The organism is Exiguobacterium sp. s142 (assembly GCF_018618455.1).
GTDB lineage: Bacteria > Bacillota > Bacilli > Exiguobacteriales > Exiguobacteriaceae > Exiguobacterium > Exiguobacterium aurantiacum_A.
This window is the reverse complement of sequence record NZ_JACSMB010000009.1, coordinates 3,757-16,553: the sequence shown is the minus strand read 5'-3', so window position 1 is coordinate 16,553 and position 12,797 is coordinate 3,757. Positions and strand designations below refer to the sequence as shown.

Annotated in this window: 9 protein-coding genes; all 9 read left to right on the top strand. The window is 36.3% G+C overall.

The features are described from left to right. Positions 1–26 precede the first annotated feature (26 nt). Positions 27–1,550, top strand: a complete 1,524-nt coding sequence (gene guaA, locus KNP77_RS09425; RefSeq protein ID WP_070329119.1) for a glutamine-hydrolyzing GMP synthase — start codon at positions 27–29, stop codon at positions 1,548–1,550. Positions 1,551–1,706: 156 nt separating this feature from the next. Beyond that, positions 1,707–2,639, top strand: coding sequence for a tyrosine-type recombinase/integrase (locus tag KNP77_RS09420; protein WP_214890340.1), 933 nt, complete (start codon positions 1,707–1,709; stop codon positions 2,637–2,639). Between the two features lie 512 nt (positions 2,640–3,151). Further along, positions 3,152–3,604 (top strand): HNH endonuclease, encoded by a 453-nt coding sequence (locus tag KNP77_RS09415; RefSeq protein ID WP_214890338.1) that lies wholly within the window; start codon positions 3,152–3,154, stop codon positions 3,602–3,604. 346 nt (positions 3,605–3,950) lie between these two features. Next, a complete protein-coding gene (locus KNP77_RS09410; RefSeq protein WP_214890329.1) occupies positions 3,951–4,730 on the top strand; it encodes a hypothetical protein in 780 nt (259 codons plus the stop codon). Positions 4,731–4,914: 184 nt separating this feature from the next. Then, positions 4,915–8,124 carry a type I restriction-modification system endonuclease gene (gene hsdR / locus KNP77_RS09405; RefSeq protein ID WP_214890326.1) on the top strand — a complete coding sequence of 1,070 codons (3,210 nt, stop codon included), beginning with the start codon at positions 4,915–4,917 and terminating at the stop codon, positions 8,122–8,124. Positions 8,125–8,246: 122 nt separating this feature from the next. Further along, positions 8,247–9,677, top strand: a complete 1,431-nt coding sequence (locus KNP77_RS09400) for a class I SAM-dependent DNA methyltransferase (RefSeq protein ID WP_214890324.1) — start codon at positions 8,247–8,249, stop codon at positions 9,675–9,677. After that, positions 9,674–11,107: a restriction endonuclease subunit S gene (locus KNP77_RS09395; RefSeq protein ID WP_214890315.1), complete on the top strand. Its 1,434-nt coding sequence runs from the start codon at positions 9,674–9,676 to the stop codon at positions 11,105–11,107. Before KNP77_RS09400 ends, KNP77_RS09395 begins: the two co-directional genes overlap by 4 nt. A gap of 197 nt (positions 11,108–11,304) precedes the next feature. Beyond that, the gene (locus tag KNP77_RS09390; RefSeq protein ID WP_214890312.1) at positions 11,305–11,892 is read left to right on the top strand and encodes a recombinase family protein; all 588 of its coding nucleotides are present in this window, start codon (positions 11,305–11,307) and stop codon (positions 11,890–11,892) included. A 219-nt stretch (positions 11,893–12,111) separates the two neighbouring features. Next, positions 12,112–12,797: hypothetical protein (locus tag KNP77_RS09385; RefSeq protein WP_214890310.1), on the top strand; the 686-nt coding region annotated here is incomplete at its 3' end.

The following is a 12,797-nucleotide window of genomic DNA, read 5'->3' as shown; positions in this document are numbered from 1 at the left end:
GAGGTTTTGTGAAGATAGAACAAGAAATGATTTTGGTGCTCGACTTTGGAGGACAATACAATCAGTTGATCACACGCCGAGTGCGTGACCTTGGGGTGTACAGTGAGCTTCATTCCCATAAGATGACCGCTGCCGAGATTCGTGAACTTGCCCCGGCCGGTATTATTTTCTCGGGCGGACCGAACAGCGTTTACGCGGAAGGTGCGTACCGCTGCGATCCGGAAATCTTTGAACTCGGTATCCCGATCTTTGGGATCTGTTACGGCATGCAGCTCATGACGCATCACTTCGGTGGACGCGTCGAACGTGCGGCCCATCGCGAGTATGGGAAAGCGACGCTGTTCTCGACACCTGAAGCATCTGCCCTTTACACAGGCTTACCAGTTGAGCATACGGTGTGGATGAGCCACGGTGACCTCGTCATGGAAGCACCGGAAGGGTTCATCGTCGATGGGACGAACCCGTCTTGCCCGGTCGCCTCGATCAAAAACGACGACCTCAAAATGTATGGTGTCCAGTACCATCCGGAAGTACGTCACTCGGAGTACGGCAACGACATCTTGAAAAACTTCATCTATGAAGTGTGTGGTGCCAAAGGCGAGTGGTCGATGGAGAACTTTATCGACATCGAAGTCGAAAAGATCCGTGAGATCGTCGGCGATAAACAAGTCCTCTGCGCCTTGTCTGGCGGTGTCGACTCATCTGTCGTCGCAGCACTCGTCCATCGTGCGATTGGGGACCAGTTGACGTGTATGTTCGTCGACCATGGTTTGCTCCGTAAAAACGAGGCGGATAGCGTCATGAAGACGTTCGCAGACGGATTCAACATGAAAGTCATCAAAATCGATGCGCAAGAACGTTTCATGGCGAAGTTGGCCGGCGTCTCGGATCCGGAACAGAAGCGGAAAATTATCGGCAATGAGTTCATTTACGTGTTTGACGAAGAAGCGTCTCAACTCGTCGATATGGACTTCCTTGCCCAAGGGACGCTTTACACGGATATCATCGAGAGCGGTACTGACACGGCGCAGACGATCAAGTCGCACCATAACGTCGGTGGCCTGCCTGAAGATATGAACTTCACGTTGATCGAGCCGCTCAACACGCTATTTAAAGATGAAGTACGGGAACTCGGGACCGAACTCGGCCTTCCTGAATACATCGTTTGGCGTCAGCCGTTCCCGGGACCGGGTCTTGGCATTCGCGTCCTCGGTGAGATCACAGAAGAGAAGCTTGAAATCGTCCGCGAGTCGGATGCGATCCTTCGCGAAGAAGTGAAGAAGGCTGGACTCGAACGCGATATCTGGCAGTACTTCACCGTCCTCACACCGATCCGTTCGGTCGGGGTCATGGGCGACGAGCGGACTTACGACTATGCGGTCGGCGTTCGTGCCGTCACGTCGATTGATGGGATGACGTCGGACTGGGCACGTATCCCGTGGGACGTGCTTGAAAAGATTTCAGTTCGAATCGTCAATGAAGTCAGTCACGTCAACCGTGTCCTGTACGACATCACATCGAAGCCACCAGCGACAATCGAGTGGGAATAAAAGGCGTGACGATGTTAGGTTAAGGGCGTTTGAACGCTTCTGTATCAACGGTTTCTAGTTGTAGATGAATGATAAATCCAATCACCTGCAACAATTCTATTTCAAAATCAGCTCTCTTTTACTCACGTTATTTGTGAATGAAAGGGAGCTGATTTTATGAATGAAATTTTAGTGTTGATGGATGACTTTAAACTTAATCAACAAATTCAAGGAAGACAATCAAAGTATATTGAGATGTGTGTATGGAGATTAACCAAATGGCAAGAATTTATGAAACTTCATATGGCGGTAGAGTATGTTGAAGAGGTTAAAGCTATTCATGTAAAAAAGTATATCCAACATCACAAGCAATTAGGGTGTGAACGAGCGGCGACAATCAATAATAATATTGCCACTTTGAAAGTGTTCTTTAACTACTTGATTGATGAGGAATTCATAGATGAGTCAGAAAATCCGATGAGAAAAATTAAAAATCTCAAAGAGGAAAAGCGAGTTATAACAACTTTTAATGACGATGAAGTTAAAAGGATTATTAATGATGTGAAAGAAGTAACGTATTCGAACATTCGCGACAAACTCATGTTAATAACACTCTTCGATACAGGAATTCGTGTTTCAGAGTTAATATCAATTACAACGAATGATATTTCTTCAAAGAGTATTTTGATTCACGGGAAGGGGTCGAAACAGCGTTTAGTATATATTAGTAAAACGATGCGGAGATATATGAGGAAATATGAACTAGAAAGAAAGAAGCGTTTTAAGCATAAAAATAATGAAGAAATAGAGAATTATTACTTTTTAGATCAATCTGCTGTCCAACTACACCGTTCTACCATAAATAAGATTTTAAGAAGACATTGTAAGAATGCCGGGGTAAGAGCCGAAGTAAGATGTTCTCCTCACGACTGTCGTCATTATTTTGCTCAGAAGCAATTACGGAACGGGATCGATGTATACAGCTTAAGTCGCTTACTAGGACATTATGATACACAAATGACGGTCAAATATTTAAGAGGGCTTGAACAAGAAAGTATTCTAGAGATAGGGAAATTGTATAGTCCCTTAAATGACTTTAGTATAAAGTAAGCAAAAATGAATACGAATATTCTGAGCAACTAAATGATACTGGTATCTAGTTGCTCTTTTTTGTAATTACAAATGAAGATCCCGGCAAACCTTAAAGCAACGGACTCAAAAAGTCTTTAGAAGCTGCCAAAGCTACACATGAAGGGATCCAAAAAATTATCGAGACGAGACAAGTAAACTAGGTGCAAGTTTATGAAACGTCATTAATTTACTTACTCTTCTACACCTGGATTTAGAAGATATAAAGACAAAAATAAAAAAGTTAAGATTTCCGAAAAAAAGTTCTAGGTTGTGCATTTTGCACGTTTCCTTAATATTTTGCTGCTGTTACTTAAGAAAATAGCCGATTTCGCATTTAGTATAATGTGATTTGAGGGGAATTAATCGTTTTCAACATCCAGACGATTTATATAAAAAATTAGATGAGAAAGTGAGGGTAGGTAGGAAAAGTGGGAGTGAGTGAGAGTAATTGACTACTACTAAAAATGAAAAAAAAATGTACGAAATGTTCTATGGAAAAAGATGAAATGGAATTTTCTAAAGACAAAAGTAAAAAGGATGGCTTAACATCTGCTTGCCGAGAATGTAACAATAGTCGAGAAAAAATACGCAGAGAAAATGGGGGGGAGTTTAGTAAGGAACAAAAGGAAAAAGCATTTTTACTTTATGGAACAGCTTGCCAAATATGTGGTAGTGGGTTCAATTTGCAAGTTGATCACAAACTTCCACAAAATATTTGCAATCCTAACATGGCTAGTGTTTCTGAGAATGCATGGATATTGTGTAAGTCATGTAATGTCTCTAAGGGTACCAAAATTATTCGAGATATGATTAAAGATGTTCCAAAGGAGACTCTAAGACCTATGTTATTAAATCATATTGCTGAGAAAGTGAAGAATCGAAACTTCACTGAAGTTAAAATAAGAATTGGCGGCAAGGTTTTTACTGAAATTAGAGTTAAGTAAACGCCAAAAAAACATTATAAGGTAATCAACAAAAATAAAAAGAGTACCTGAATTCCGGTTAGGGTTCTCTCAATTATTAGATAACTACACTTAGATTTTGGATACATCTCTAAAAAAAAGACACCTGTAAACCAGGTACACCCCGAAAGTTAAATATCACCGAAATTATATAGATATTTTGGTGATAATAAGTAGGGAATAGATAGAAGATAAATTAGATACAAAAATATAAGTAGATATAAATATGAACAGCATTCGGCGGAGCCTCATTTGCTGTAGGAATTGTGGATTGTCTACTTAATTTAAAGAGTCAAAAAATTAAAAGTAGAAATGGAGTAAAAGTAAGTTGGGTAAAAATAATTCATCAAAATCATTGCAGGAAGAAAATAGAGAGTCATTCATCATGCTTTCTAAGTCATTAATTGAAACGAAAAAACTGGGCAAGTACGGTGATCTAGATGTATATCATTTAGCGGTAATTAAGACACTTGCTAATAACTTTCAAGGAGTCGCATTTACTGGAGTGAATCACTTAATGAAATGTCTAGGAATGAACCTGGAACAAAGTTCGACAAAAACGCGCACTAACCAATCGCTCCTAAGACTTCAAACAGAAGGTCATATAGAAATATATGAAGATATTGAGATGTTCAATCAAATAAATCACTTAAAACACGCAAATACTTACTTTATTAAACCTACTGGGAAGGATGAAGACATGGGATTTGCTAAAGTCTTTTACAAAGATATAAATAAAATAGCAAGTTTGAATAGTAATTACAGACCGAAAATATTTGCGACGTATTTTAATATTGTTGCTTATATGTTTTATTCTTCAACATCTTATCCACTCTCATATATTAAAATTGATACTATTGCAAAAAATACCGGGATAGTTAGAAAGTCCATTGTAGAGTACCTGAAAATTTTACATGAGGAAGAAATACTACATTGCATACATTTTGATATTAATAATACTATTTCAAAGAATTACTATACGAGATGGGTTCACAATGAACATACGGGGCAATGGGCTGTAGGAGAAGCAGAATTTCAATATAGGACAAATCATAAGAAGTTTAAAGGTGGCGCAATAGGAGTTTGTGATGAAAGAGGGGCTTCGTAAATGAAGCCTCTTTTTATTAAATAAAATATCGATTTTATTGAAAAATGAATAATAAGATTTAGATTAGAGCCTAGTTTAAAGTATTACAATAAAGTGGCTAACTACTCATTAAAATGAACGTTCTGTAAATCTTATACACTCCGATGATATAATGATTACAAATACTAGATAAAGTGGTGTGACTATGAAAAGTAATTTTTCCTTTTTAAATGATAAATGGTCGGTTCTAGCTAATTTAGGAGAATCAGCAGAACGAAATATTTACATTGATCCCCATACGACACTAATGAAGTTACGTTTATTTGCTGAGACGATGACGAAATATATTTTTGCTCTTGAAAATTTTCAAGAAACTTATGATACAAAACAAGTTGATCGAATTAACAAGTTGAGGAAAGAAGGGATTCTTCACTCAGAGTTAATTGAATTATTTGAGACAATACGTAAAAAGGGTAACAAAGCTGTTCATGGAGCGGAATATGGAGAAGTTGAAGAGGCAAAAGCGACGCTCCATCTTGCATTTCGTATATCTGTCTGGTTTATGGAAGTATACGGAGATTGGAACTTTGAAGCTCCTTCTTATTGTGACCCGAGTAAAAGAGAAGAAAGGTTAGAACTGGATAAATTACAAAAAGAATATGATCTTAAAGTCAAACATCTAGAAGAAGAGCTAGATACTATTCGCGAAGAAGCAAAATTAGTAACTTCCGATTTGAAAAAGGAACGTAGACAGAAAGCTAAAAACAATAGTCGAAATCAATACCTGACAGAAGCTGAAACAAGAATGATTATCGATGAAAAACTACGCTCCGCAGGTTGGGAAGCTGACACCCTTAATTTAAATGCGTATACAAATAAAACAAAGCCAGAAAAAAATAAGAACATGGCTATAGCTGAATGGAAAGTTGGGAGGGGGCGAGTTGATTATGCACTCTTTATTGGCTTGCAACTTGTTGGGCTAATTGAAGCCAAAGCAAAGCATAAAAATATACCTTCTGTTTTAGAGAGTCAGACTAAAACTTATGCTAGAAATGCAGCTTCAGTTGGAGATGAACAGTTATTAAATCTACAAGGTGATTATAAAGTACCGTTTCTGTATGCGACTAATGGTAGACCATTCTTAAGACAGTTACACGAAGAGTCAGGGATATGGTTTTGGGATGCTCGTAAACCAACGGATCATGCCCGTCCACTTGAAGGTTGGCATTCACCAGAAGATTTACAATTACTTTTGAGTCAAAACGATGAATTAGCAAATGAAAAGTTGCAGGAAGAGGATATTACGAAGTTTGGATTACGATATTACCAGCAAAACGCTGTATTAGCAGCTGAAAAAGCAATGCAAGAAGGACAACGTAAAATGCTTGTGGCAATGGCGACTGGTACTGGAAAAACAAGAACTGCACTTGCACTTATGTATCGTTTGATTAAAGCGAAAAAGAGTCGACGGATTCTTTTTTTAGTCGATCGTAAATCTCTTGGTATCCAAACAGAAAACGCATTAAAAGATACGGAAATAGAAGGATTGCCGTTTTCGAGTATTTACGATGTTAAATCTTTAGATGATTTAAAACCTGAAATAATGACTCGAGTTCATATAGCCACTGTTCAAGGAATGGTACATCGATTGTTTTATAGCGATCAAAACCGTACACCAAGTGTGGGGCAGTATGATTTCATTATCGTGGACGAAGCTCACAGAGGGTATACTAGCGATCGAGAAATGACAGATGATGAGCTATTGTTTGAAGACCAGAACGACTACATTAGCCAATACAGACGTGTTATTGACTACTTTGATGCAACCTGTTTAGGGCTTACAGCAACGCCCGCTCTTCATACCACGGAGATATTTGGGATGCCAATTTTTAAGTATTCATACAGTGAAGCAGTTCTGGATGGATTTTTAACTGATCATGAACCTCCATATGTGTTTAAAACCGAGTTATCGACGTTGGGGATTACTTTTGAAAAGGATACCGAGGTAGAAGTATACGATCCAGAAAACAATGAAGTTCAATTAGAAAAAATAGAAGATACTCTTCATTTTGATGTTGAACAATTCAACAAGCGAGTTATTACCGAACCATTCAACAGGGCAATATTAAATAAGCTTGTAGAGTATATTGATCCTATGGGCAAAGAAAAGACACTTATTTTTGCTGCCACAGATCAGCATGCCGATTTAATTGTGCGGTTGTTAAAAGAGGCATTTAAAGATCGTGGTGATGAGGTTGAAGATGATTCGATTGTAAAAATCACGGGTTCTATTTACAAACCGCTTGAAGCGATTAAACGCTTAAAAAATGAACGCTTGCCAAGTGTAGTTGTTACGGTTGATCTTCTTACTACAGGTATTGATGTGCCAAGTATTACGAATATTGTTTTCATGCGACGTGTACAATCTCGGATTCTTTACGACCAAATGCTTGGTCGTGCTACGCGACTTTGTCCTGAAATAAATAAAACCCATTTTAATATTTATGATGCTGTTGGGATATATGATAAACTTCAAAAATATACAGAAATGAAGCCTGTTGTGAAAAGTCAAAATCACAGTATTCGAGAATTGCATGAGCGGTTAGCTAACGCAGAAACTGAAGAAGAAGTGAGTTTCTTTAGTGAACAATTAACCGCAAAGCTACAACGCCGTAAACAACGACTGAATGAAGCGGACAAAAAGAAATTTGAAGAACTATCTGACGGTAAAAGTATTGATGACTGGATTAGTGAAGTGAAGAACTACTCACCTCAAGAAGCTATTGATCATTCAATCTTATTTGAGTATATGGGAGAGTACAAAACTCAAGCGGGTCGACGATATATTTCTACTCATGAAGATGAAGTCACAGAAGTTGGTAGAGGATATGGAGAGGGGAATGAGCGTCCTGAAGATTACTTAGATGGTTTTGTTCAATTTGTTAAAGACAATATAAACGAAATACCAGCTCTGCAGTTGATTTGTACTCGTCCAAAAGACTTAACTAGAAAGGATCTGCGAGAACTTATCACAATTTTAGAGACGAAAGGCTTTAAGCAATCACATTTGCAAACTGCTTGGAAGCAAGCGAAGAATGAAGAGATTGCTGCAGATATCATTAGCTTTATTCGCCAAGCTGCTCTTGGTGTAGCGTTAGTTGATCATGAAACACGCATTAAGTATGCAATGCAAAAAGTACATTCTCTTCATGATTGGACACCAAGGCAAAAAAAATGGCTAGAACGGATTGAAAAACAATTATTGTTATTTCCTGTTTTGGCACCTACACCAGAAGAAGCTTTTATGGAAGAACCATTTAAGAGTAGTGGTGGAATTAGAACATTGCAAAGAGAATTTGGCGATTTAATTGATCCTATCGTATCAACAATCAATGATAACCTATATGTAGGATAATATAATAAAAGTGCCGCTAATTTAATTTAGCGGTGCTTTTTGCGTTATAATAATAAAATTGATTTGTATATATTGATAAATTACTAATTGAACGTAAGTATAGAAAGGTGTAGAAAAAATAAATGACAAACCAAGAAATTGTAAAGAAGTTATGGGATCTATGTAATGTATTACGAGACGACGGGATTAATTACCAACAATACGTAACGGAATTAACTTATTTATTGTTTTTGAAAATGATGAAAGAACAAGAGACTGAAGCTATAATTCCGGCAGAATATCGATGGGATGAACTGGTTGAAAAAGAAGGCTTACCATTAAAGCAGTTTTATCAAAAACTTCTTCTTGAATTAGGCAGCAACGATAATGATAAGTTGCGTCTTGTGTATAGTGACGCAGCAACGAGTATTGAAGAACCTAAAAACTTAGAGAAAATCATTAAATCCATTGATGCACTTGATTGGTATAATGCTAAACAAGAAGGGCTAGGAGATTTATACGAAGGGCTTCTTGAAAAAAATGCGAGTGAAACAAAATCAGGAGCCGGTCAATACTTCACGCCTCGAGCATTGATTGATGTAATGGTGCAATTAATTGATCCAAAACCAGGTGAACGTTGTGTTGATCCCGCTGCAGGAACATTTGGCTTTATGATTGCTGCTGATCGGCACGTGAAAGAAAATACAGATAATCACTTTGATTTAACAGCGAACGAAATTGAGTTTCAAAGGAAAGAAGCGTTTGCGGGAATGGAACTCGTAAAGGATACACACCGCTTAGCATTAATGAATGCATTATTACATGACATTGAAGGACGTTTAGAGCATGGAGATACCTTATCAAGTAATGGAAAGTGGATAAAGAATTTTGATGTAATTCTTGCAAATCCACCATTTGGAAAGAGAAAAGGTGGTGAACGCACTACAAGAGATGATTTAACATTTGAAACATCTAACAAGCAATTGAATTTTTTACAACTTATTTATAATGGGTTGAAAGATAATGGGAATTCAAGAGCTGCAGTGATTTTACCTGACAATGTACTTTTTGAGGGTGGTGCAGGAGCAAAAATTCGTTATGACTTAATGAATAAATGTAACTTGCATACTATTTTACGATTGCCAACAGGCATTTTTTATGCACAAAGTATTAAAACAAATGTTTTATTCTTTACAAGAGGTAAAACTGATCAAAATAATACGAAAAATGTATGGGTATATGATCTTCGGACAAATTTATCTTCTTTTGGTAAGCGTAATCAATTATCAAAGGCTAACTTCGAAAAATTTATGATTGCATATACAGCTGAAGACCGTACGAGAATCAAGGATGATCGTTGGAGTATGTTTACTCGAGAAGAAATTGCGAAAAACAATGATAGTTTAGATGTTGGACTAATAGCTGATGAATCGCTTTCTTCATATGATAGTGTACAAGATCCTATTGAATCTGTAGAGGAAACTATTTACAAACTTAAAACAGCTATTGGTTTATTACATGAGGTATTGGATGAATTAAGTGTTCTTGAAGAAAACAAGGTGGAAGTGAAATGAGAAAGAAAAAGATTGGTATAGAAGGAAGGAAAGTCGATATCTCAAAAACAAATAGGCAGAAACCATATGAAATACCCTTGAATTGGTTTTGGACTGACTTAGAATGTTTATTTGAACGAATAAAAGAACAAGTGCAGCCGGATGGATCAGAGAAATATATTGGTCTGGAACATATGAAAAAAGGTGGAGGCATATTAGAGGTAGGTAGTAGTGAGAATTTAAAAAGCAAGAAAATAGTTTTCAAGAAAAATGATATATTATACGGTAAATTACGACCTTACCTTAATAAGCATGCTCATGTTAATTTTGATGGGATTGCTTCAACTGATATTCTGGTATACCGAATTGAGGATTTAATTACAAGTAAGTTTGTAAATATGTATTTAGATTTACCGCATGTACTAAAATATGCTATTGAGAATAGTAATGGTATTAATCTTCCGAGAGTATCTCCAAATGCTATAGACAAGTTACCCATACCAGTTCCTCCTATAGAAGAGCAAAAAAGAATTGTTGAAAAATTAGAGGCTCTATTAAGTAAAATTGAAGAAGTGGAAGAAATAATGGAAGAAACCAAGGAGTTGTTTGAACTACGGAGAGCGTCTCTTTTTGAAAAAGCATTTAGTGGAGAACTGACGAAGAAGTGGCGTGCTAATAACTCAAATGAAACAGCTAAGTTGAAGTTTAATGCTATAAAGGAAGAGAGATATTCAATAGCTGAATCGAATAAAGAGATGAAAGAATTAGACAAAATGTTTGAAGACTTTGATATAGATAAATGTTCAGACGCTAAAGGCTGGGTATATTTAAAAGCAAATATGTTTTGCTATAATATTACTAGTGGAGGAACACCTTCGAAGGAAATATCTGAATCAGGTGAGATACCATTTTTAAAAGTTTATAATATAGTAAACAATACAGTTGACTTTGAATACAAACCTCAATATATTCCCAAAGAAATACATGAGTCGAAGTTGAAAAAGTCCAGATTGAAACCTGATGATGTAATTATGAATATTGTAGGTCCTCCATTGAAAAAAATCGCAATAATACCTACTTCATATCCCGAAATGAATATGAATCAGGCTATTGTTCGTTTTAGACCCATAAAGTATGTTTTACCGAAGTATCTTTACTACTGCTTACAGTACGACGAAACGTTAAAAGAAGTTATGGAAAATACTAAAGGGGTAGTGGGTCAAGTTAATATTTCAATTTCTCAGAGTAGAAACCTAATATTTCCTATACCTTCTTTAGAAGAACAATCAGAGATAGTAAATATGCTTGAAAAATTGATTGATAAAGAAGAAAGTATTTTAAGTCTAATACCGGATTCGAAAGCTATAGAAAATTTGAAGCAATCTATTCTTTCGAGGGCTTATAAAGGTAAGTTAGTAACAAATGATCCAAGTGAGCTTAATTCATATTAACTACTGATTTGATTTTTCTTTTTTCTTTCATCATCTTTGAACTTGTTAAATTGTCTATTAAAGCATCGTTTTATAGATCGTTTTTGAGCGAGTATAAATGTTAATTTATACTCGCTCTTTTTCATTGTTTTCGTCTATAAACTCGTCTATTATCAAAAGTGTATAAAACGTATGGTAAATAGAAAGTTGGTGTATAAATGAATCGAATCATTGGTTACTGTCGTGTTAGTACTGAAGAACAGAACTTAGATATGCAAGAAAGAGCTATTAAGAAGTACGCAGAAGAAAAAGGGTTCAGGTTAGTTATGTATGTTGAAAAAATATCAAGCCGAAAGAGTGAAAGAGTTGAATTGAATAATGCATTGAAAGCTGCTACGCAAGGAGATCTTTTCGTAGTGTATAAACTAGATCGTTTAGCTAGAAGTACTAAGGAGTTATATGAATTGACAGAGCAATTGAAAGAAAAGCAAGTTGATTTTGTATCGATAAGTGATGCTTTTGACACATCTACCCCAACAGGAAAAGCTATGTTTGGTATGTTAGCTGTTTTTGCTGAGTTTGAGCGTGATATTATCCAGCAACGTACAAAAGCGGGATTAGAAGCGGCTCGTAAGAGAGGTAGAATTGGAGGGAGACCAACTATAGATGAGAAAGTTAGAAAGCATGTTTGTGTATTGTTCACAAGTGGCGAGAGCGCGAAAGATATCGCTAAAGAATATGGTATAGGAAGAGCAACTGTCTATAAAATTATTAAGGAAAATAAGAGGCGTACAAACAAAGAGTAAGATTATGAATCAAAATACATTAATTTGTTTCGTTTTAAAAAACGAAGGCGGGGGTTATTTTACACATAAATATCATCATTTTTAGCGTATATATTGATTAGTAGGTGAAAACATACATTCTAAATTCTATAAAAATTCGACGCATGAAATTCGGGTGCAAAATTCTATAGGTCAGATTGCTTTAGAGTTATGAAATACTATTAGAGGAGGCGGTGGAATTTGGACACTAAAGATCTTATAACACTGATTGGTATAGGGATCACATTAATTGTTGGGGTAGCTAATTTGATCAATAGCTTAGTAACTAATAAAAGAACTCTCTATGTAAATGCGGTAACCAGTGAAAGGGTAAAGTGGATAGGGCAGTTAAAGGATTTGTTGGCGGAATACTCATCGCTGACTTACTTTTACAAACAAAAAAAGATATTACAAGGCGCTGAATTAAATGCTTATATCGAGAAGCTTAGTTATTTAAGACACCGAATTAAACTACACTTAAATCCGGTTGGTGAAAAGGATAAAAAAATTGTTTCATTAATTGATAAAATAAACAAAAAATATATATTGATCTATGATTTTTACAAATTCACCAGAGGTGAAATTAAGACAGAAGCTGAATACATAAAGAGAATTGATAGAATGGTTTCATTATTAGATAAAGAACATTTACAAGAATTACAAGAAGAACTTGATTGGTTTGAAAAGGCTAGAAAAAATGATGAGGAATTTGACGAGGAATCTGATGAGGAATTTGACGAGGAATCTGATGAGGAATTTGACGAGGAATCTGATGAGGAATTTGACGAGGAATCTGATGAGGAATCTGATGAGGAATTTGACGAGGAATCTGATGAGGAATTTGACGAGGAATCTGATGAGGAATCTGATGAGGAATTTGACGAGGA